We start from the raw sequence: 21,285 nt of genomic DNA, 5'->3' as shown, positions 1-21,285 counted from the left end.
GACCCGGACGGACACCGCCGTCCCGGAGGACCCATGCACGACGACATCCCGCTCACCATCGGCCGCGCACGCCGCGTCCTCGACGAGCGCATCCTGCCCGCGGTGCACGCCACCGCCGTCCCGCTCGACACCGCCTGGCACGAGCTGCCCGGCGAGCCGATCGCCCCCACCGAGGGGCTCGCGCTGACGTTCGAGCCGTACGAGGTCGGGACGCCGTGGGGCGCTGCCTGGGGCACGACGTGGTTCCGCCTGTCCGGGACGGTCCCGACGGCGTGGGCCGGCCAGCGGGTGGAGGCTGTCGTCGACCTCGGCTTCGACAAGAACATGCCCGGGTTCCAGTGCGAGGGGCTCGTGTACCTGGCGGACGGCACCCCGGTGAAGTCGATCAACCCGCGCAACCAGTGGGTGCTCATCGCGGAGGCAGCCGTCGGCGGCGAGACCGTCGAGTTCTTCGTCGAGGCAGCGTCGAACCCGGTGCTGCTCGACTACCACCCCTTCCTCGTCACGCAGGAGGGCGACATCCGCACGTCCTCCCCGAAGCGGCTCTACACGAGCCGACGGATGGACCTCGCGGTGTTCGCGTCCGAGGTGCACGAGCTCGCGCTCGACATCGACGTCCTGCTCGAACTGCAGGAGGAGCTGCCGCAGGGCCCCCGCCGGATGCGGATCCTGCAGGCGCTCGACGACGCCCTCGACGCGCTCGACCTGCAGCACATCCCGGAGACCGCCCCCGACGCCCGGGCGGCGCTCGCCGAGGTGCTCGCCGCGCCCGCCGAGGCCTCCGCGCACCGGATATCCGCCGTCGGCCACGCCCACATCGACTCCGCCTGGCTCTGGCCGGTGCGCGAGACGATCCGGAAGGTCGCCCGCACCACGTCGAGCATGACCGAGCTCATCGGCCAGACCGACGACTTCCTCTACGGCATGTCCAGCGCCCAGCAGTACGCGTGGATCAAGGAGCACCGCCCCGAGGTCTACGCGAAGGTCAAGGACGCCGTCGCCGCCGGCCGGTTCCTGCCCCTCGGCGGCATGTGGGTCGAGTCCGACACCGTGATGCCGACCGGCGAGAGCATCGTCCGGCAGTTCTCGCAGGGCCAGCGGTTCTTCGAGCGCGAGTTCGGCATCCGGCCGAAGGGCGTCTGGCTGCCGGACAGCTTCGGGTACTCGCCGGCGCTCCCGCAGCTCATGCGCCGCGCGGGCTTCGAGTGGTTCTTCACGCAGAAGATCTCGTGGAACCAGGTGAACAAGTTCCCGCACCACACGTTCCTCTGGGAGGGCATCGACGGGTCGCGGGTCTTCTCGCACTTCCCGTCGATGGACACCTACAACTCGCGGCTGTCCGGGTCCGAGGTCGCGAAGGCCTCCCGCCAGTTCCGGGAGAACCGGCTCGCGACCGGGTCGATCGCGCCGGTCGGCTGGGGCGACGGCGGCGGCGGCACCACCCGCGAGATGACCGGCACGGCGGCACGTCTGGCCGACCTCGAGGGCAGCGCCCGCGTCACGTGGGAGCACCCCGACGCGTTCTTCGACCGGGCCAAGAGCGAGTTGGCGAACCCGCCCGTGTGGGTCGGCGAGCTGTACCTGGAGCTGCACCGCGCGACGCTGACGAGCCAGCACCAGACGAAGCAGGGCAACCGCCGCAGCGAGCACCTGCTCGTCGAGGCCGAGCTGTGGTGCGCCACGGCCGCCGCCCGCACCGACTTCGCCTACCCCTACGACGAGCTCGACGCGCTCTGGCAGCAGGTGCTCCTGCAGCAGTTCCACGACATCCTGCCGGGCACGTCGATCGCGTGGGTGCACCGCGAGGCCGTCGAGCGGTACGCGGAGATCGCGGCCCGCCTGGAGGCCCTCATCGCCGCCGCCCTGTCGGCGCTCGCCGGTGACGGGGACGCGACGGTCGTCGTGAACCCGGCCCCGAGCCTCCAGGGCGGCGCCCTCGCGCAGAGCGCGATCCTCACCACCGACGTCGAGGCGACCACCCCGGTCCGCCTCGAGGAGGCCGACGGCGGCTTCGTGCTCACGAACGACCTCGTCCGGGTCGTCGTCGACGGCCGCGGGCTCGTTCCGAGCGCCGTCGACCTGGCCACCGGCCGTGATGCCATCGCCCCGGGCCAGGTCGCGAACCTGCTCCAACTGCACCAGGACTTCCCGAACATGTGGGATGCGTGGGACGTCGACCGGTACTACCGGAACCGCGTCGACGACCTGGTCGACGTGACCGTCCTGCGCGGGGCGGTCGACGAGGACGGCACCGCCCGCGTGACGGTGTCCCGGTCGTTCAGCGAGTCGACCGTGACGCAGGAGGTCACCCTCGCGCCCGGCGCCCGCACGCTCGAGTTCGCCCAGGTGACGGACTGGCACGAGACCGAGAAGTTCCTCAAGGTCGCGTTCCCGCTCGACGTCCGCGCCGAGCACACCATCGCGGAGACGCAGTTCGGCGCGCAGAAGCGGGTGACGCACACGAACACCTCGTGGGAGGCCGCGAAGTTCGAGACGTCCATGCACCGGTACGTGCTCGTCGAGGAGCCCGGGTTCGGCGTGGCGCTCGTCAACGACTCGATCCACGGGTTCGACGTCACGCGCGACGCGGTCGACGGGCACGTCACGACGACGGTCCGGCTCTCGCTGCTCCGCGCACCGCGGTTCCCCGACCCCGAGACGGACCAGGGCGTGCAGACGCACCGGTACGGCCTGGTGATCGGGACGGACGTCGTCGGGGCCACCGCCGCCGGCACCGTGATGAACACCGCGGCACGGACGGTCACCGGTGCCCACGGGTTCGGATCGCTCGTGCAGGCGTCCGGCGACGTGGTCGTGTCGGCCGTGAAGCTCGCCGACGACCGCTCCGGCGACCTCGTCGTCCGCGTGTACGAGCCGGCGGGCCGACGCGGGACCGGGGGCCTGGCGGTCGACGGACCGTTCGGCGAGCCGTCCGAGGTCACGCTGCTCGAGGAGTCGGACCCGGCGCTGCCCGGCGTCACTGCGGTCACCGACGGGGTGGCGGCCTTCCCGGTCGACGCCTTCGAGGTCCGCACCTTCCGCTTCCCGCGAACGAGCGAGGAGCGCTGACGGCGGTGCACTCAGACCCCCGCCGCCGGGACTTCGGGTGTCCCGGCGGCGGGTCCCACGGCCGATCGGTCGTGGGCCCGCGGCGGCACCTCGTCGCCGCGGACACCACTCGAAGAGGAGTGTCATGCAGAAGACCATGAAGATCGGGATCGTGGCGGCGCTCGCCGCCATGGTGGCCGCACCGATGGTGCCCGCAGCCGCGTCGGCAGCACCGGGCGGGCCGGCAGCGGCATCGCAGGGCCACGGACACGGACACGGACACGGCAACGGGCACGGCCACGGGCGGCCGGGGCACGCCGCCCCGACGAAGTCCGGACCGACGAGCATCGCGTACGTCGAGGTGAACAACGACGAACTCCGGAACGTCGGCCGCTACACGCTCGAGAACGGCGCGAACGCCTTCGACGTGGCGATCATCTTCGCCGCGAACATCAACCGCGACGCGGACGGCGACGCGGTCCTGTACGCCAACGAGAACGTGCAGCGCACGCTCGACCAGGCGGCCACGCAGATCCGGCCGCTCCAGGCCAAGGGCATCAAGGTGACGCTCTCCGTGCTCGGCAACCACAAGGGCACGGGCCTGGCCAACTTCACGTCGAAGGCGGACGCGCGGGACTTCGCGGCGCAGGTGTCGGCGACGGTGGAGAAGTACGGGCTCGACGGCGTCGACCTCGACGACGAGTACTCGGACTACGGCGTGGACGGCACGCCGCAGCCGAACGACCAGTCGATCGGGTGGCTCATCTCGGCGCTCCGGGCGGACATGCCGGGCAAGATCATCTCGTTCTACGACATCGGCCCGTCGTCGACGTCCCTGCAGCACGAGAAGCCGTCGATCGGCAAGAAGCTCGACTACGCCTGGAACCCCTACTACGGCACCTACACGGCGCCGAGCATCCCCGGCGTGCCGAAGTCGAAGCTCTCGGCCGCGGCGGTCGACATCCAGAACACCCCGGTGGACCTGGCCGTCACGCTCGCACAGCGCACCAAGGCCGACGGGTACGGCGTCTTCATGACGTACAACCTGCCGGACGGCGACGTCAGCCCGTACGTGTCGCAGTTCACGAAGGTGCTCTACGGCCAGTCGGCCGTCTACCAGTAGGAGGACGATCCATCCATGAGTGACGTGCGCCGTGGTGGCCCGACCACTGACAGCCCGACGAGCACCGGTCCCGTGACCGCGGTCGCGGCCCGGAACGGGGTCGGGTTCGTCTCGCAGGAGGCCACCCTGATCGAACAGACCGACCCGAGGGGCACCGTGCAGGTCCTCCCCGGGTCCGCCGGGCGGGAGGTCGGTCCCACCGACGTCCTGACCTGGGTCTGGTTCCCGGAGCGGTCCCTCCCCGAGGGGCAGACCGAACCGGCCGTCGACGACCTCGACGGGTTCTGGGCCGCCACGGCTTTCGCACTCGACATCGTCTTCACCGACGGCACCCGACTCAGCGACGGCGGCGCTCGCGACCAGTACGGGGACGCCGTCACTCCGGCCGCGCAGGACGACGCGCGCAAGCAGTGGGTCGACCAGTGGAACCGGCGCGCGGTCGACCTGTCGACGCACGCCGGCAGAGTGGTGGACCGCCTGGAGGCCCGGCTCGGCCGGGCAGATCGGTTCACCGCCGACGACGGGCTCAGCCCGAGGGCGGACGCGCCCGCCGCGGCCCTCGGCGAGTCGGTTCCGGTCGCCTCTGACACCGCGCCGGACGCCGACCCGCCGGCCGGCCACGGGAGGGCGGACACGCCGACCCGCGCCGTACGCGGCTGGCTGGACGACGTGCGGATCGAGCCGGCCGGTCTCAGGACCGGTGCCGTGCCTCCCGGCGGTCGCCCACTCGACCACGTCCGCACGACCCGCGGTACGCACTCGTCGGGTACGTTCTCGCGCGGGAACAACGCCCCGCTCGTCGGACTCCCGCACGGGGGCGTGTTCGGGCTGCCGATGACGAACGCGTCCGACAACCGGTGGCCGTACGCCTACCAGGAGCACAACCGGCCGAGCGACAACCGGCCCGCGATCCAGGCGTTCGCGACGAGCCACCTGCCCTCGCCGTGGATGGCCGACCGCGGGGTGTTCCAGGTCATGCCCTCCCCGCTCGCCGCGCCCGACGTCGACCGGACCGCCCGCGCGCTCGGGTTCGACCACGTCGACGAGCTCGACGGCCCGCACCGCTACCGGGTCGCCCTCGACGAGGGCGTCACCGCCGAGATGACCGCGGGTGAGTTCGCCCTGGCGTGGCGCTTCACCGGCACCCGGAGCGTCGTGCTCGACCACCACGGAGTGCTCCGCTCGTGTTCGGTCCGGCTCGAGGACGGCGCGGTGGTCGTCGACGCCCTGCTCGACGACCGCCCCGAGACCCCGCCGCACCACGTCCACCTCCGGATCGCGAACGCGGTCGCGGAGCACACCACGGTCGTCGACGGGGAGCTCCGCGGCTGGGTCGAGGTCACCGGGGACACCGACGTGCTGCTCGGTATCTCCACCGTCTCCGCCGAGGACGCCGTCGCGAACCTGCGTGCAGCGGGCGACTTCACCGCGATGCGCGAGCACGCCGAGGACCGGTGGGTCGCCGAACTCGACGTGCTCCAGGTCGAGGGTGCCACCGAGGACCAGCTCGTCTCGGTGTACTCCGGGCTGTACCGGGCGTTCCTCTACCCGACGCGCGCGGGGGAGACCGCCTTGGACGGGACACCACGCCACCGTTCCCCGTACGGCGACGTCCTGTCCGAGCCGATCCGCGACGAGCCCGGCCCCGAGGTCGTCGACGGCCCGCTCACCACCACGAACGGGTTCTGGGACACCTACCGCACGGCCTGGCCACTCCTCGCGCTCCTCACCCCGGACACGGCGGCCGACCTCGCCGAGGGCGTCGTCGGACACTTCGCCGACGGCGGCTGGACCCCGCGCTGGAGTGCCCCCGGCGCCGAGGACGTCATGACCGGCACCACGAGCGACACGGTCTTCGCCGACCTCGTCGCGAAGGGCGTCGACGGGTTCGACGTCGAGCATGCCTACCGGTCGGCGCTGCGGAACGCGACCGTCCCGGCGCGGGACCGGCGGGTGGGACGGAAGGGGAGCCTCCCGGGCCTGTTCCGCGGGTACGTCGACACGGCGACCGGCGAGGGGATGTCGTGGACGCTCGACGCGGCCATCAACGACTGGGGTGTCGCCGTCCTGGCGCGGACCCTGGCGGCGCGCGCCGCGGCCGACGGCGAGGCGGCCGCCGAGGCGCGGTACCGGGCCGAGCACGAGTGGTTCGCCCGTCGGTCCCTGCAGTACCGGAACGTCTTCGACCGGGAGCGCGGGTTCTTCATCGGCCGGACGCCCGACGGCGGCTGGCGCGGGGACTTCGACCCCGACGTGTGGGGGAGCGACTACACCGAGACGAACGCCTGGGGCACGATGTTCACCGCGCCGCACGACGGTGCCGGGGTCGTCGACCTGCACGGTGGACCGGCCGCGTTCGACGAGGCCTTCGCCCGCTTCTCCGAGCGCCGCGAGACCGGTGCCACCGACCGCTCCGGGTCGTACGGGTTCGCGATCCACGAGATGACCGAGGCCCGCGACATCCGGATGGGCATGCTCGGACTGTCGAACCAGCCCGCGCACCACATCCCGTTCTTCCCCATGTTCGCCGGCCGACACGACGACGCGCACCGCATCGTCCGGGAGTGCCTCGACCGGCTGTTCGTCGGCTCCGACCTCGGCCAGGGGTACCCCGGCGACGAGGACAACGGCGAGATGAGCGCCTGGTACGTCTTCGCGACGGTCGGCCTCTACCCGCTGGCACCGTCGACCGGCACCTACGTGCTCGTGCCGCCGGCGGTCCGGCGGACGGTGCTGCGTCCGCCGGGGAGTGGTTCGCCCACCGTCATCGAGACCACCGGTACCGGCCGGTTCATCGGCGCCGTCACGGTCGACGACGAGCCGTGGGGGTCGATCAGCATCCCGCATGCGGTCGTGGTCGGGGCGTCGCGGATCGTCGTCGCACTGTCGGAGACGCCGGTCGGGTGGGCTGCGGACACGCGCCCGGCCTCGGCGTCCGAGCAGCACGGGTACCGGGACACCCCGGACGACGTCCTGCCCGTGGATGCGTCGCCGCTGACCGACGACACCGGGCTGACCCGGGTGGCGCTCGGCGTGGGGGAGTCCGTCGTGGTGCCGGTCACGGTCGCGGCGACCTCGCTCGTCACGGTGACGGCGGCCGAGGCCGGACGGTCGTCGTGGCGGATCACCCTGCGGGACGCCGACGATCGCGTGGTCCATCAGTTGGACGCGCAGGACGAGGAGTTCGTGTGGGCCGGCCAGACGCGGGTCTTCCCGTTCGCCGGCGGGGTCAGGGCGGGGACGCTCTCGTTCGAGGCCGTGACGCCCGTCACCCTGACGCAGCTGCAGCTCGTCGCCGCCGACGGGAGTGCGCCCTGACCGGGCATCGACCAAGAGCGTGCGATTCCTACCGGGGCGGTACCGGCCGTAGATTCCCGCCGTCGGCAACGTGCCGGCTCCGGCGAGGAAGGAGAACCATGCGGTCGGGAATCAGGAAGGCAACGACCATCATCGCGGCGGCGATCGTGATGATGGCGACGTTCGGCGCGGCGCCTGTGCCGGGTGCCACGATCAATGGCCCGCTGACGGACACGCCCCCTGCTGCGAAGGTCCTCGTGTGGTCGCCGTACGACGGGTCCCGCATCACATCAGCCGCCAACTGCAGCCGTCGCATGACCTACCTCAAGGCGAAGCGTCCGGACATCCGGCACTGGCGCTGCAGCAGGTACACCTACAACCAGTGCCCGGTCAGGTACTACTGGCTCGTCGAGGTGGCCACGAACGGCGTCCGCGCCGCAGCAGAAGGTGGGGCGCGTCGCGACCGAGACGGCTTCGGAGCAACGGCGTCACGGTGTGGATGATCATCGACGGACAGGTAGTGCACTCCGGCGACCACGTCGAAGCCTTTGGTGTGCTTTCTGCTGTTGGGGATGCCTGGTTCCTCGGTCTGTCCGTCGACGCTGCCTCCGCTCGGCCCGACGGATCGGTCCCGATGTCCGTCCGCCTCCGTCCGAAGGTCGGTCAGACGCTCGCTGACCAGACCGCGGTCCGCATTGCGGGTCGGTGGCGGGACGGAACGGTCGTGGACGCTGTGCTGGCTCCCCTCCCTGCCTCTGAGGCTCCGCCTGCCCGGGCGACGGCATCGGCGGAGCCGCCGAGCGGTCCCCAGGCGGACCTCACTCCGGTGCTGCTGGACCTGGTACAGGGTGGCGTCGTCGTCTCATGGTGGGTGGACAGCGGCTCGGGAGTCCTGTGGGTCACCGGGAGTGCCGAACGGCAGGTCCGGCTCCGTCTGGCAGCGGTGTTCTCGGGGGTCATCCGCTTCACGCCCTCCCGGTGGTCGAGCCCTGCGGTCTCCTCCGCCCGCAGGGCCATCCTCGCGTTGCCGGACGAACTGCTCCTGTCGTTCGAGGAGGAACACACATCCGATCACCAGCTCCGTCTGACGGTCATGGTCAGTGTCGTCACTCCGGAGGTGGCGGCCGTGCTGCGGGACGTCGATCCGGCGCTCGTCGAGGTCCGACCACTCATCCGGCGCGTCGACGTCGGGGGGAGCGACCTTCCTCACTGAGAGCAACTCGTTGACACTTCCGGCTACGGGTATTAGCTTGTAGCTAACACTCGTAGCCAGGAGGCGCTCATGCTCGAACACATCGAACTCGACGGCGGCACCATCGCCGTCGACGTCAGCGGCACCGGTCCGCTCGTCGTCCTCGCCCACGGCATGGGTGACAGCCGCCACTCGTACCGGTTCCTCGTCCCGGAGCTCGTCGCCGCCGGCCACCGGGTCGCGAACGTCGACATCCGCGGCTGCGGGGACTCGAGCACCGGTTGGTCCGGTTACGAGCGCGGCGACATCGCCGCGGACCTCGTGGCCGTCGTGCGGCACCTCGGTGGCCCCGCCGTCATCGTCGGGCAGTCGATCAGCGGCGGTGCCGCGACCATCGCGGCCGCGGACGCACCCGACGTCATCGCCGGCATCGTCGAGCTCGCCCCCTTCACCCGCGCGCAGTCGTTCGACCTCGGCGGCTTCCTCCGCAACCGGAACCAGCACCGGTCCGGGACCGTCCAGCTCGCCAAGGTGATGACGACGGGGAGCCTGACCGGCTGGCTCGCCTACCTCGACATCGCCGTGCCCACCAAGCCCAAGGACTGGACGGCGGAGCGTCGTCGCATCGAGGACGCTCTCCGACAGCCCGAGCGCATGGCTGTCCTCCGCGCCATGACGAAGACCTCGCCCGCCGACGCCGGCGCGCGGCTCGCCGACCTCCGGTGCCCGGTCCTCGTCGTCGAGGGCAGCGCCGACCCGGACTGGGCCGACCCCGTGGCGGAGGGTCGTCGGGTCCTCGCCGACCTGCCGACCGGACTCGGCGAGCTCGCCGTGATCGAGGGAGCCGGGCACTACCCGCACACCGAGACCCCGGCCGAGGTCCTGGCGCTCCTGCTCCCGTTCCTCCGCCGCACCCTCGCCGCGATGCCGATCGGGGACGATCGTGCCTAGGGCCGGACTCGACGCGACGGTCGTCACCGAGGCCGCCGCCGCGCTCGCCGACGAGAACGGGCTCGCGCAGGTGAGCATGAGCACCGTCGCAGAACGGCTCGGCGTCAAGGCGCCGTCGCTCTACAAGCACGTCGACGGTCTCACCGACCTCACCCGACGGATCGCGGTCGTCGCGGTCGCGGAACTCAGCGAAGCGCTGCGGGACGCGACGCAGGGGCGGGCCGGGAGGGACGCCCTGGCCGCCGCCGCCGGTGCGGTCCGCCGGTACGTGCGTGAGCACCCCGGTCGCTACGCGGCCACGACCGGCGCCCGTCCCGCGGACGCCGACGACCCGCTCACCCTCGCGCTCGACCGGACGCTGTCGTCGTTCTCCGCGGTCCTCCGCGACTACGGGCTCGACCCGGCGGACGAGGTCCACGCGCTCCGGATGCTCCGGAGCGTGCTGCACGGCTTCGCGACGCTCGAGGTGTCGGGCGGATTCCAGATGGGGACCGACGTCGACGAAAGCTTCGCCTGGTTGATCGACTTCCTCGATCGCGGCCTGCGCGCCGGCCCACGATGAGCGTCGGACACGACCCCGTCCGCGGCGGCCTTCGCGCCGGCGCGGAACTCGTCGCCTGGGTGGTCGTACCGTGGGCACTCTGGCCGCACTCGATCCCGCTCGCGATCGGGGCCGTGCTCCTGCTGCTCGTCCCGCCCGCCGTGTTCTCGACGCCCGGTGACCGGCCGGGAGGCGATGCACCGATCGCGTCGCACGGCGTCGTCACGATCGTGTCGGTCCTGGCGCACCTCGTCGGCGCGGTCATCGCCGCATGGGCGATCTGGCCCTCCTCGCTGGCCGTCGTCGTCACCGCCCTGTGCGTGACCGTCGTGGGCACCGAGAACCCGCGATGGCGGTCCCTGCTCACCTGGCGACGGACACCGCGTCCCGCTGCGTCCTGACCGTCGTGCCCCGTCCCCGGTAGCCTTCTCGCGGAGGGGGATCATGAGCGACACGATCGACACCTGGGGTGGGAAGCCCGCGGCCGCGACGACGGAGCCGCTGTTCACCACGAGTCGTCCGACCTGGCAGTGGGCCGCGGTGGCTGTGTTCGGCTGGGCCGTCGTCCTCATGGGCGTCGTGGCGGCGCTGGAGGAAGGACTGTCCGGGGAACCGGATGCACTGACGATGGCAGGGCTCTCCGTCTTCTTCTTCTGCGGCTTCGGGTTGCTGTGTGTCCTCGCCGCCGCCGCGATCCGTCGATCCGGCGTCCGTGGCTTCGACGACCACCTCGAAGTCCGCTTCGGCTTCCGCAAGCCACGGCTCGTGCAGCCGGCCGACATCGGACGGCTGCGGCTCGAGGTCCAGTCCCGGAACAGCGTCACGCTGCGGACCCTCGTGGCACTCGACCAGCGGGGGAAGAAGCGGCTGTTCTGGGCCATCCTGGGGTACCCGGGTTCCAGCGACCTCGACACGTGGCTCGCGGAGCACTGCCCGAAGGAGTGGGCCGCCTACACGACCGCTCCGACTGGACCGCGGCCCTGACGTGATGCGCGCCCCACTCGTGCCGTGCGGGATGGCTCCGAGGTCGTGATCGAGCCGCGCTCGCCCGACTCCGCCGTCTTCGTCGCGCCCGACGGTGACGTCTACGTGGACCGCGACGGCCCAGGGGTCACCACCCTCCGGCGATGGCGTGACCAGTACGACCCCGTGGCCGTCCGTCGGCGACAGCGACGGGCGGCATGGGGATGGACGCTGCTCGCACTCCTGACTGTGGGAACGGTGGCGGCAGCGGGCTTCGGGGTCGGGCTCCTGGTGTCGGGCTCGTTCCTGCGCGGCACGGTGTTCGGTGGAGGTGGGGCCGTGATCGGGATCTGGGTCTGTTACGGGGCTGCGTCGGTGCTCACTTCGGGTGACCGGCCGAGCGCGGCCGTCCCCGTCGTGCCCGTGCCGGCCGAGGTGCTCGCCGCAGCGCCAGCAGCCGCGAGCGCTGCTGATGTGTGGCGGTGGAGCGTCGCCGTGGCGACCGAGGCGGACCGACGTCGGACGATCGGGTACGAGACGTACGTCGAGCGTCCGCACATGCAGAAGCAGGCCGACGATGCTCGGGAGCGGTACGCGGCGGTGTACCGGGCGTACCTCGAGGCTGCGCGGGAGTTGGGCATCCCGCCCCGCGAACCGGACATCCCGCTCGACGTCGCCGGCTGATGCGGAACGGGCTCTCCGGACGACTCGGGGTCGCCGTGGCACCGGTACCGTGACGGCATGAGCACAGTGTTCTCGATCCGCCGGACCGTCGAGGACGACTGGCCGCTCGTCCACGAACTCAGGATCGAGAACGCGACCGACAACCCGATCTCGTACGGAGCGACCCTCGAGACGACCCTCGCCATGACGGAGGACGACTGGCGCCTCCGCGCTCGCCGCGGCCAGGGCGTCGACACGACCAGCCTCGCTGCGGTCGACGACCGGTCCGGACGGTGGGTCGGGATGATGAGCGCCCAGATCGGGGACGAGGACGGTCCTGGTCCGGTCCTGACCGGGGTCTTCGTCTCGCCGACGTTCCGCGGACGGACGCACGGTGTCGCTGATGCCCTCCTCGGGGGCATCGTGGACTGGGCGAGTCGCCACGCGGACCACCTCCGGTTGTACGTGTACGAGCAGGGGGTGCCGGCGCGACGCTTCTACGCCCGCCACGGGTTCGTCGAGACCGGCCGGAGCCGACCGGTGGGCTTCACGGACGGGTCGACGCTGGAGATGGTCCGGGCACTCGAGCAGGCCGGTCGGCCGGAAGGCGTTGCCCGTTGAGCCCGATCCGACTCGTCACGCCCGAGGACAGCACGGCGCTCGCCGACCTGCTCGTCCGCAACCGGGAGTTCCTGGCACCGTGGAGCCCGATCCGTGCCGACGGTCACGAGACCGTCGAGGGCCAGCGCTCGGACATCGCGTCCGTGCTCGACCGGCATCAGCGGGGCGAAGCCGCTCCGTTCGTGATCCTCGACGACGACGGCCGGGTCGCCGGCCGGCTGACGTTGAGCGGCATCGTGCGCGGACCCTTCCGGTCGTGCGCGTTGGGGTACTGGCTGTCGGCGGACCGGACCGGGCGCGGGCTGGCGAGCCGAGCCGTCGCCGAGGCACTCCACCACGCGTTCGACGAGCTCGCCCTCCACCGGGTCCAGGCCGAGACGCTGGTCCACAACACCGCCTCGCAGCGTGTCCTGGCCCGCAACGGCTTCCTGCAGTACGGCCTGGCGCCGCGGTACCTCGAGATCGCGGGCCGATGGCAGGACCACCGGATGTTCCAACGCCTCCGCGACGACCCTCCGCCGGTGTCGGGTCGTTGACTTTCCGAACTGGCAAGTGGTTCACTTGCCGACATGGAAAACGAATCGGACCTGGACCGAGCACGTGCGGCGCTCGCCGCGGTCGACGCCACCCGCGCCTCGGTCGCCGACCGCCTCGTCACGCCCTGGTGGTACCACCCGACGCTCGGCCTGCTGGTCGCCGCCTACCTCGTCGGCTACGCGGTCGGTGACACGATCGTCCGGATGACGGTCCTCGTCGCCTTCTTCGTGGGGATCGGCGTCCTCACCACCGTCTACCGGCGCCGGACCGGGGTCTGGGTCTCCGGACACCGCGCCGGTGCCGCGACGCGCTGGGCTGTGGCGATGGGTGTGGCGGCCGTCGTCCTGGTGCTGACGGCCCTGGGAGTGCACGCCGCCACGGACCTCCTCTGGCCGGTGTGGGTGTGCGCGGCGATCGTGTTCGTCGTGATCGTCGTCCTCGGCCGACGGTTCGACGCGCGCCTGCGGTCGGAGCTGCGCAACGGCCACGTGGTCGCCTCCTGATGGACGTCCCGCACAGCACCCCGGACACCGCGCCCCCGACCTTCGACGAGGTCGTGCACGCACCGAACCGCCTCCAGATCTGTGCCTTCCTCGACCCGCTCGACCAGGCCGAGTTCTCGGTCGTTCGCGACACACTCGGGGCGAGCGACTCGGTGACGAGCAAGCACGTGAAGGTGCTCCAGTCCGCCGGTTACCTCACGGTGAGCAAACCCACGGGGAACGGCCGCGTCCGGACGTGGCTCGCCCTCACCCCGGAGGGCCGGCGCGCGTACCGAGCGCACGTCGCCGCCCTGCGTGCGCTGCTGGGCTGAAGCGGACCCGTCTCGCGGCTACCGGCCGGCGGGATCCGCGGCGCCCGGCAGCCGGACCGTCGCGACGAGCCCGCCGCTCGTGCGCGGGTCGAGGCGGAGTGTGCCGTCGTGGGCGCGGACGACGGCGTCCACGATCGCCAGCCCGAGCCCGGCGCCCGCCTGGTCCTGGTGTACCCGGGCGGTCCCGCGCTGGAACGGCTCGGTCAGGGTCGCGACGAGCTCGGGCGTGAGGACCGGTCCGGTGTTCTCCACGACGACCGTCGCCACGGGCCCGTTGTCGAGGACCTCGGTCGCCGTCGTCACACGGACGAGACGCGCGTCCCCGGACGTCGGCTCGACGTTGTGCACGATCGCGTTGTGGACGAGGTTCGTGACGAGCTGCAGGAGCAGGGCCGGGACCCCGGAGGCGGAGGCTGCGCTGCCCGTCACCTCGAGGACGATCCCGCGTGCCTCGGCGAGCGGCAGCAGTTCCTCCGTGGCCTCCTCGGCCGTGAGGGACAGGTCGACCGGCTCGCGCAGCGACGGCCGACGACCCGCGCGGCTGAGCAGCAGCAGCGCCTCGGTCAGATCCACCGCGCGCGTGTTCACCGACAGCAGTCTGCCGATGAGTGCTGCCTGGTCGTGGTCCGGGTCGTCCCGCGCGACCTCGAGCACCGTCCGCGTGATCGCCAGGGGAGTGCGCAGTTCGTGGGAGGCGTTCGCCGCGAACCGCTCCTGGGCCTCGACGTGCGCTCCGAGGCGGTCGAGCATCGCGTCGAACGCGTCCGCCAGCTGCCGGAACTCGTCGTCGCGGCCGGGCAGGTGCACCCGGTGCGCCAGGGACCCGGTCCCGACGAGCCGGGCTGCGGTCCGCAGCCTGGTGAGCGGCGCGAGCACCCGCCCGGCGAGCAGCCATCCGCCCGCCAGGCCCGCCACCAGCAGGACGACGAGCGCGGCGACCGCGCGCGGGACGAAGGCGCGCACGAGGTCCGTCCGGTTCGGGACCGACCCCGACTGCATCGAGATCTGTTCCGCGGGGACGTACCGCAGGAGGAACACCCAGACGACGCCGAGCAGGACGACGCCGGTCACGACGACGACCGCCGCGTAGCTGAGGGTGAGCCGCACGCGCACGCTCGTGCCGGCGGGTCGCGTCACGATGGGCGGGCCTTCTCGGCCGTGGAGGCGGCGATCCGGTACCCGACGCCGGGGACCGTCACGATGACCTCCGGCTCACCGAGCCGCTTCCGCAGGGTGGAGACGGTGATGCGGACGGCGTTCGTGAACGGGTCGGCGTTCTCGTCCCACGCCCGCTCGAGCAGGTCCTCCGCGCTGACGACACCGCCGGCGGCGGCGACGAGGACCTCGAGCACCGCGAACTGCTTCCGGGTGAGGGCGACGAAGTGGCCGTCCCGGACCACCTCGCGACGGAACGGATCGATGCGCACGCCCCCGAACTCCAGGACCGGCGGACGATGGGGTGTCCGGCGCCGGGCCAACGCACGGAGTCGCAGCACGAGCTCGCGGAGGTCGAACGGCTTCGTCAGGTAGTCGTCCGCACCCACGGCGAACCCCGAGGCCTTGTCGTCGAACCGGTCGGCGGCCGTCAGCATGAGGATCGGCGTCCCGCTGCCCGAGGCGACCACGTGCGCGGCGACCTCGTCCCCGGACGGCCCGGGCACGTCCCGGTCGAGCACCGCGACGTCGTACGTGTTGAGACCGAGCAGTTCGAGGGCGGTGTCGCCGTCACCGGCCACGTCGCTCGCGATCGCCTCGAGCCGGAGCCCGGCGCGGACCGCTTCGGCCAGCAACGGTTCGTCCTCGAGGATCAACACGCGCACGGGTCGATGGTACGAGCATCGACGTATCGGGAGCGTATGCGGGAACGCATACGCGGTGGCAACACGCGGCGCTCGAGCATCGTCCCCATGACCTCCCCCGATCGTCGTCACCGTCCGGCCCTCGTACCGGGGCTCACCCTCGTCGTCCTCCTCGTGCTCGCCGTCCTGCTGGCGGGGTGCGCGGTGCGGTCCACCGTCGCGGCGAGTCCCGGTGCCGGCGACGGCGTCGACGTCTCGTCGGCGACGGGCCGCGCCGGTGGCGAGACCCCGTCCGACGCCTCGGTGTTCGACGACACGCTGCCCGCCGTGACCCGTCTCGACCCCGCGCTGCTCGCTGCCGTCCGGGCGGCGGCTCGGGAGGCCGCCGGCGACGACGTCACCTTCGTCCTGAACAGCGGCTGGCGCTCGGCCGCGTACCAGGAACAGCTCCTCCGGGATGCGGTCGACGAGTACGGCTCGATCGACGAGGCCGCCCGCTGGGTCGCGACCCCGGCCACGTCGGCGCACGTCCGCGGCGACGCGGTGGACATCGGCTCGTGGGACGCGGCGACCTGGCTGTCCGACCACGGGGCCGCCCACGGCCTGTGCCAGGTCTACGCCAACGAGGGCTGGCACTTCGAGCTGCGACCGGCGGCGCCGGGGTCCGGGTGTCCGCGGATGTACGTCGACCCCACGCAGGACCCGCGGATGCAGCCGTGACGGGCCACCCGGTGTCCGAGTTGGTCGTCCACCAGGACGCCGTCCGCGCGAACACCGCGTTCTTCGCCGAGCGGACTGGTGGGCGGCTCATGGCCGTGCTCAAGGCCGACGCCTTCGGCCACGGTCCGCTCGCCCGGGCCGTGGTCGCGGCCGGCGCCGGGTCGATCGGGGTGACCGCGATCGCGGAGGCGCTCGCCGTCCGGAGCGAGGGCGTCGACGTGCCGGTGCTCAGCTGGCTCAACCCCGTGGACGCCGACTTCGGCGCGGCGGTGCTCGCGGATGTCGACCTCGCCGTGCCGAGCGCCGCCGTGCTGCACGCCGTCGTCCGGGCCGCGCACGCCGTCGGTCGCCGGGCACGCGTGCACCTGCACGTCGACGTCGGGATGGCCCGAGACGGGTGCCCGCCCGCCGAATGGCCCGCACTGTGCGCGCTCGCCCGCGAGGCCGAGGGGACCGGCGACGTCCGGGTCGTCGGTGTCATGGGCCACATGTCCTGCGCCGAGCGCCCCGACGACCCCCAGAACGCCCGGGAGCGCCTGGTGTTCGCGGCTGCGCTCCGGACCGCACGGCGCCGCGCGCTCGGTCCAGCCGTGGCGCACCTCGCCGCGACGGCCGCGACCCTGACCGGGGCCGGCGACGGGTACGGCGTCTCCCGGATCGGCGCCGGCCTCTTCGGCATCGACCCGTCCGGGACGACCGACGTCCTCCGGCCCGCACTCACGCTCCGGACGCGGGTCGTCGCCACCCGCGCGGTCCGGGCGGGCACCGGCGTCGGCTACGGCCACGAGTACGTCGCACCCGGCGACACCACCCTCGCGCTCCTCCCGCTCGGCTACGGCGACGGACTGCCCCGGGCGGCGGGCCACCGGGCCGAGGTCCTGCTCGCCGGCCACCGACGCCCCGTCGTCGGCCGCTTCTCGATGGACACGGTCGTCGTCGACACCGGCGGCCAGGCCGTCCCACCCGGGACGGTGGCGACCGTGTTCGGACCGGGCCAGGACGGCGAACCGACGGTGGCGGAGTGGGCGCGCTGGGCGTCGACCATCCCGCACGAGATCGTCACCCACATCGGCAGCCGCGTCGCGCGGGTCCACCGGACCACGCGCGACGGCTCGACCCAGGAGGAGCACCGTGGCTGAGCACACCAGGAGACGGATCGCGGTCATCGGCGGTGGCCGCAGCGACGAGCACGACGTCTCGCTCGCGTCCGCCGCCGCGGCGGTCCGAGCGGTGAGCGCGAACGGCGACGAGGTCGTCGCGCTGACCGTCGGCCGGGACGGCCGCTGGCGCGGCACCGGACGGGAGGCCCTGCCCACCGCCGTCGCGGTCCGTCACCTCACCGCGTGCGACGTCGCTCTGCCGCTGCTGCACGGGGTCGACGGAGAGGACGGCGCCGTCGCGGGCCTGCTGACGATGCTCGGTCTGCCCTTCGTCGGTTCGCCGGTCCGGGCCGGCGCCCTGGCCATGGACAAGTGGGCGACGAAGTTGCTCGCGGAGGCCGCGGGCATCGCGACCGCCCCGGCGGTCCTCGTCCGGCGCGGCGACGACGTGGGCGCGCCGCCGCTCGCGCCGCCGCTCGTGGTGAAGCCGACGACGGGCGGGTCGAGCAACGGCGTGACTCGTGTCGCGACCGGTGCCGACTTCCGGACCGCGGTCGCCGCGGCCCGGGCAGCGGGCGAGGACGTCCTCGTCGAGTCCTTCGTCGCCGGGCGCGAGGTCGACATCGCCCTCTTCCGCGACCGCGACGGGCTCCTCCGTGCGGGGGCGACGCTCGAGGTCGGGGTCGCCGCCGACGGCGTGTTCGACCGGGACCGCAAGTACGACGGCACCGCGGAGTTCACCGTGCCGGCACGCGTGTCCCCGGTCGAACACGCCGCCGTGGACCGGGCGGCACGGCTCCTGTACGCGGCACTCGGCTGCTCCGGGGTCGCCCGGTTCGACTTCTTCGTCACGGCGGACGGGATCGTGCTGAACGAGGTGAACACGACCCCGGGGTTCACCGAGCAGTCGCAGGTGCCCCGCATGTACGCGGCGGTCGGCCTGCCGTACGGAGACCTCGTCACGGAGCTCGTCGAGGCGGCGCTGGCCGAGCGCGGCGCGGCCGGGAGCGACGGGACGGTGTCCTGACCGCGGGGTCAGACGTGGTCGGCCAGGTGCGCGCCCCACACGGCGTAGGTGTCCCGGTACCGGTGCTCCTCCGCCTCCGGACGCCACACCGACCGCGTCAGCTCCTCGGGGAAGCCGACGACGTCGACGCGCGCGTGGTCCGCTGCCACCGCCGACGTCCGGCGGTTCAGCTCACGGCCGTGCACACCGGCGGCGATCCGTGCCGGCCGAGACAGGCTGCCCGCGTTGTCGAGCGGCGGGATCGCCCCGACGAGGACCCGGGCCCCGGGCGGGAGCGCGTCGAGGAGCGCGGCCAGGGTGTCGCGGAGGTGCCCCTCCCAGGCGAGCGGCGACATGACCCGCAGGGCGTCGCTGATGCCGACCATCACGACGACGAGTTCGCACGCCCGCAGGAGTTCCCGGTGCCCCTGCACCACGGCGGGCAGCTCCCGGACGCTCGACGACGGCGTGCTCACGATCGACCACGACGTCCCGCGTCCGTGGCGGGCTGCGCGGCGCCGGGCGAAGAACGCCGGCAGGGACAACTCGTGCGTGCGTACGCCGAGGGAGAGCTCGCCGCGCTCGCCGAGGAACAGCACCCGCCCGACGTCGGGTCCGGCCACCGTCCCCTCGGCGGGGTCGTCCGGGTACACGTCGAAGGCAGCGTCGGAGCGGCGGAAGAGGAACTCGCTCACGCGTCCGACGCGCGCGGGGAGCGTGACGGCGGAGCGGACGGCCGTGCGGAGTCGTGACATGGGTGCGCCGCCGCCGATCCTGCGGCGACGGGATGCACCGCGCGGTCGACGTCCTTCCGGCCATCGCCACGCTAGTCCCCGGGAGTGTGGACAACCGGGGTACACCGCCTGCCGCACGTCTGCAGTGGAGGGGATGACGGGAATCGAACCCGCGTAGCCAGTTTGGAAGACTGGGGCTCTACCATTGAGCTACATCCCCGCGGCCGCGCACGAGTCGCAGCCCCACCACCATACCGGACGAACGACCCCGCCATGATCCTGCCGCCGCCCGACGAGTCGTCGCAGCGCACGATCAAGCGCTCCCGGGTGCTCTCGTACGTGCTCGTCGCGATCGCCGCGGTGGTGCTGTCCCTGCGCCCGGAGCTGCTCGGCGACCCGCAGGCGCAGCCGTGGCACGCACTCCTGCACGTGTGGCGCATCGTCGTCGGGCTGCTGCTCGGTGTCGCCGCGCTGGCGGTGCAGGTCGTCGTCGGCGTCCGGTGGCGCCAGGGGCTCCGGGAGTCCGCGGACGACTGACTTCCCACAACCGAGGGTCCTGCCGGGGATCGTGCATCGCGAGCCCGCTAGACTCATCGAGGTCGTGGGGCCGGACTCGTCCTGCCCGCGCGTCATCAGGCGCACACGACGATCCTGGCCCTCGTACCGGGGCGTAGCTCAGCTTGGTAGAGCGCCCGCTTTGGGAGCGGGAGGTCGCAGGTTCAAATCCTGTCGCCCCGACCAGGTCACATCGAACGTCAACCAACAGGAGAACATCCCTTGGCCACCAGCACCGTCGACAAGGTGAGCGACACCCGCGTCAAGCTCACCGTGAACGTGACGCCGGAAGATCTCAAGCCGAGCATCGACCACGCGTACAAGCACATCGCCGAGCAGATCAACATCCCCGGCTTCCGCAAGGGCAAGGTCCCGCCGGCGATCGTCGACCAGCGTGTCGGCCGCGGCGAGGTCCTGAACCACGCCGTCGGTGACGCCATCGACACCTTCTACCGCCAGGCGGTGGACGAGCAGGAGCTGCGCATCCTCGGCCGTGCCGAGGCCGACGTCGCCGAGCTCCCGAACGTCAAGGACTTCTCCGGCGACCTCGTCCTCACCTTCGAGGTGGACGTGCGTCCCGAGTTCGACCTGCCCGACTACGGCTCCATGGAGATCGAGGTCGACGCGGTCGAGGTCTCCGACGAGGAGATCGACGAGGAGCTGCAGAACCTCCGCACGCGCTTCGGCACGCTCGTGACCGTCGACCGTCCGGCCAAGGTCGGCGACTTCGCGCAGCTCGACCTCACCGCCACCATCGGTGACGACGAGGTCGACTCGGCCACCGGCGTCTCCTACGAGATCGGCTCGGGCGACCTGCTCGAGGGCATCGACGAGGCGCTCGAGTCGCTCACCGCCGGCGAGTCCACCACCTTCGAGTCGAAGCTCGTCGGTGGCGACCGCGAGGGCGAGACCGCCCAGATCGCCGTCACCGTCACCGCCGTCAAGGAGCGCGAGCTCCCCGAGGCCGACGACGAGTTCGCGCAGATCGCCAGCCAGTTCGACACGCTCGACGAGCTCAAGGTCGACCTCAAGGAGCAGATCGCCAAGTCGAAGACCTTCGGCCAGGGCGCTGCCGCTCGCGACAAGCTCGTCGAGCAGCTCCTCGAGTCGGTGGAGATCCCGATCTCGGAGAAGCTCATCGAGGACGAGGTGCACCGTCACCTCGAGCAGGAGAACCGTCTGGAGGACGACGAGCACCGCAAGGAGGTCGCCGAGTCCAGCGAGAAGGCGTTCCGCTCGCAGATCCTGCTCGACTCCATCGCCGAGAAGGAGCAGATCCAGGTCTCGCAGGAGGAGCTCACGCAGTACCTCATCCAGGCCGCCGCGCAGTACGGCATGGAGCCCGCCGAGTTCATCAAGGTGATCGACCAGAACGGCCAGATCCCCGGCATGGTCGGCGAGGTCGCCCGCTCGAAGGCCGTCGCGACGGTCCTCTCGAAGGTCACCGTGAAGGACACCGCCGGCAACCCGGTCGACCTCTCCGCGTTCACCGCGGGTGTCGCCCAGAGCGACGACGTCGACGCGGACGAGACCGACGACGAGTCGGCCGAGGCCGACGCGAAGTAGTCTCGACCCCTCACGGACAGGAGGCGCGGTGCCAGCTGGCACCGCGCCTCCTGTC

General features: G+C 72.2%; 22 protein-coding genes and 2 tRNA genes. 20 read left to right on the top strand and 4 right to left on the bottom strand.

Annotation, left to right across the window (positions count from 1 at the left end; genetic code table 11):
- Nucleotides 1-33 precede the first annotated feature (33 nt).
- The 14 genes from DEI91_RS12220 (at nt 34) to DEI91_RS12155 (ending at nt 13,750) form a co-directional block, all read left to right on the top strand.
- Entirely contained in the window at nt 34-3,069 is a 3,036-nt protein-coding gene (locus DEI91_RS12220; protein ID WP_111052556.1) for a glycoside hydrolase family 38 C-terminal domain-containing protein, read from the top strand.
- Nucleotides 3,070-3,193: 124 nt separating this feature from the next.
- Nucleotides 3,194-4,171: an endo-beta-N-acetylglucosaminidase H gene (locus tag DEI91_RS12215; protein WP_111052555.1), complete on the top strand. Its 978-nt coding sequence runs from the start codon at nt 3,194-3,196 to the stop codon at nt 4,169-4,171.
- Nucleotides 4,172-4,186: 15 nt separating this feature from the next.
- Nucleotides 4,187-7,489, top strand: a complete 3,303-nt coding sequence (locus tag DEI91_RS12210) for a GH92 family glycosyl hydrolase (protein WP_111052554.1) — start codon at nt 4,187-4,189, stop codon at nt 7,487-7,489.
- Between the two features lie 98 nt (nt 7,490-7,587).
- The gene (locus DEI91_RS16025; protein ID WP_146244287.1) at nt 7,588-7,971 is read left to right on the top strand and encodes a hypothetical protein; all 384 of its coding nucleotides are present in this window, start codon (nt 7,588-7,590) and stop codon (nt 7,969-7,971) included.
- Nucleotides 7,972-8,294: 323 nt separating this feature from the next.
- Nucleotides 8,295-8,681: a hypothetical protein gene (locus DEI91_RS16020; RefSeq protein ID WP_146244286.1), complete on the top strand. Its 387-nt coding sequence runs from the start codon at nt 8,295-8,297 to the stop codon at nt 8,679-8,681.
- 69 nt (nt 8,682-8,750) lie between these two features.
- The gene (locus tag DEI91_RS12195; RefSeq protein ID WP_111052551.1) at nt 8,751-9,611 is read left to right on the top strand and encodes an alpha/beta fold hydrolase; all 861 of its coding nucleotides are present in this window, start codon (nt 8,751-8,753) and stop codon (nt 9,609-9,611) included.
- Nucleotides 9,604-10,173, top strand: coding sequence for a TetR/AcrR family transcriptional regulator (locus tag DEI91_RS12190; protein ID WP_111052550.1), 570 nt, complete (start codon nt 9,604-9,606; stop codon nt 10,171-10,173). The genes DEI91_RS12195 and DEI91_RS12190 overlap by 8 nt, the downstream gene beginning before the upstream one ends.
- The gene (locus DEI91_RS12185; RefSeq protein WP_111052549.1) at nt 10,170-10,553 is read left to right on the top strand and encodes a hypothetical protein; all 384 of its coding nucleotides are present in this window, start codon (nt 10,170-10,172) and stop codon (nt 10,551-10,553) included. The genes DEI91_RS12190 and DEI91_RS12185 overlap by 4 nt, the downstream gene beginning before the upstream one ends.
- A 43-nt stretch (nt 10,554-10,596) precedes the next feature.
- Complete coding sequence (locus DEI91_RS12180) at nt 10,597-11,136, top strand: hypothetical protein (RefSeq protein ID WP_111052548.1); 540 nt, start codon at nt 10,597-10,599, stop codon at nt 11,134-11,136.
- A 45-nt stretch (nt 11,137-11,181) separates the two neighbouring features.
- Nucleotides 11,182-11,799, top strand: a complete 618-nt coding sequence (locus DEI91_RS12175) for a hypothetical protein (RefSeq protein WP_181439589.1) — start codon at nt 11,182-11,184, stop codon at nt 11,797-11,799.
- A 57-nt stretch (nt 11,800-11,856) separates the two neighbouring features.
- Nucleotides 11,857-12,399, top strand: a complete 543-nt coding sequence (locus DEI91_RS12170; RefSeq protein ID WP_111052546.1) for a GNAT family N-acetyltransferase — start codon at nt 11,857-11,859, stop codon at nt 12,397-12,399.
- The gene (locus DEI91_RS12165) at nt 12,396-12,935 is read left to right on the top strand and encodes a GNAT family N-acetyltransferase (protein WP_111052545.1); all 540 of its coding nucleotides are present in this window, start codon (nt 12,396-12,398) and stop codon (nt 12,933-12,935) included. Before DEI91_RS12170 ends, DEI91_RS12165 begins: the two co-directional genes overlap by 4 nt.
- Nucleotides 12,936-12,968: 33 nt before the next feature.
- Nucleotides 12,969-13,439 carry a hypothetical protein gene (locus DEI91_RS12160; protein WP_111052544.1) on the top strand — a complete coding sequence of 157 codons (471 nt, stop codon included), beginning with the start codon at nt 12,969-12,971 and terminating at the stop codon, nt 13,437-13,439.
- Nucleotides 13,439-13,750, top strand: a complete 312-nt coding sequence (locus tag DEI91_RS12155; RefSeq protein ID WP_111052543.1) for a transcriptional regulator — start codon at nt 13,439-13,441, stop codon at nt 13,748-13,750. The genes DEI91_RS12160 and DEI91_RS12155 overlap by 1 nt, the downstream gene beginning before the upstream one ends.
- A gap of 18 nt (nt 13,751-13,768) precedes the next feature.
- Here the strand turns inward: DEI91_RS12155 and DEI91_RS12150 are convergent, their stop codons facing one another.
- Together DEI91_RS12150 and DEI91_RS12145 are read right to left on the bottom strand one after the other, a co-directional pair.
- The gene (locus tag DEI91_RS12150) at nt 13,769-14,887 is read right to left on the bottom strand and encodes a HAMP domain-containing sensor histidine kinase (protein WP_111052542.1); all 1,119 of its coding nucleotides are present in this window, start codon (nt 14,885-14,887) and stop codon (nt 13,769-13,771) included.
- On the bottom strand, nt 14,884-15,570 hold the full coding sequence (locus DEI91_RS12145; RefSeq protein WP_111052541.1) for a response regulator transcription factor: 687 nt from the start codon (nt 15,568-15,570) through the stop codon (nt 14,884-14,886). The genes DEI91_RS12150 and DEI91_RS12145 overlap by 4 nt, the downstream gene beginning before the upstream one ends.
- 87 nt (nt 15,571-15,657) lie before the next feature.
- Between DEI91_RS12145 and DEI91_RS12140 the strand changes: the two genes are divergently transcribed.
- The 3 genes from DEI91_RS12140 to DEI91_RS12130 are packed head-to-tail and all read left to right on the top strand — an operon-like array spanning nt 15,658 to nt 18,396.
- Nucleotides 15,658-16,269 (top strand): M15 family metallopeptidase, encoded by a 612-nt coding sequence (locus DEI91_RS12140; protein WP_111052540.1) that lies wholly within the window; start codon nt 15,658-15,660, stop codon nt 16,267-16,269.
- Nucleotides 16,266-17,408, top strand: coding sequence for an alanine racemase (gene alr / locus DEI91_RS12135; RefSeq protein WP_111052539.1), 1,143 nt, complete (start codon nt 16,266-16,268; stop codon nt 17,406-17,408). The genes DEI91_RS12140 and alr overlap by 4 nt, the downstream gene beginning before the upstream one ends.
- Complete coding sequence (locus DEI91_RS12130; RefSeq protein WP_111052538.1) at nt 17,401-18,396, top strand: ATP-grasp domain-containing protein; 996 nt, start codon at nt 17,401-17,403, stop codon at nt 18,394-18,396. Before alr ends, DEI91_RS12130 begins: the two co-directional genes overlap by 8 nt.
- Before the next feature lie 8 nt (nt 18,397-18,404).
- On the opposite strand, the gene DEI91_RS12125 is transcribed toward DEI91_RS12130, so the two are convergent.
- The gene (locus DEI91_RS12125; protein WP_111052537.1) at nt 18,405-19,130 is read right to left on the bottom strand and encodes a hypothetical protein; all 726 of its coding nucleotides are present in this window, start codon (nt 19,128-19,130) and stop codon (nt 18,405-18,407) included.
- A gap of 125 nt (nt 19,131-19,255) precedes the next feature.
- Nucleotides 19,256-19,329 (bottom strand) — tRNA-Gly (locus DEI91_RS12120).
- 53 nt (nt 19,330-19,382) lie between these two features.
- Between DEI91_RS12120 and DEI91_RS12115 the strand changes: the two genes are divergently transcribed.
- The 3 genes from DEI91_RS12115 (at nt 19,383) to tig (ending at nt 21,230) form a co-directional block, all read left to right on the top strand.
- A complete protein-coding gene (locus DEI91_RS12115) occupies nt 19,383-19,646 on the top strand; it encodes a hypothetical protein (protein ID WP_111052536.1) in 264 nt (87 codons plus the stop codon).
- 127 nt (nt 19,647-19,773) lie between these two features.
- Nucleotides 19,774-19,850 (top strand) — tRNA-Pro (locus DEI91_RS12110).
- Between the two features lie 36 nt (nt 19,851-19,886).
- Nucleotides 19,887-21,230, top strand: coding sequence for a trigger factor (gene tig / locus DEI91_RS12105; RefSeq protein ID WP_111052535.1), 1,344 nt, complete (start codon nt 19,887-19,889; stop codon nt 21,228-21,230).
- The last annotated feature ends 55 nt before the right edge of the window (nt 21,231-21,285 follow it).

The organism is Curtobacterium sp. MCBD17_032 (assembly GCF_003234855.1).
Classification (GTDB): domain Bacteria; phylum Actinomycetota; class Actinomycetes; order Actinomycetales; family Microbacteriaceae; genus Curtobacterium.
Note: the sequence above shows the minus strand (reverse complement) of the source record. Positions and strands in the feature narration are given on the sequence as shown.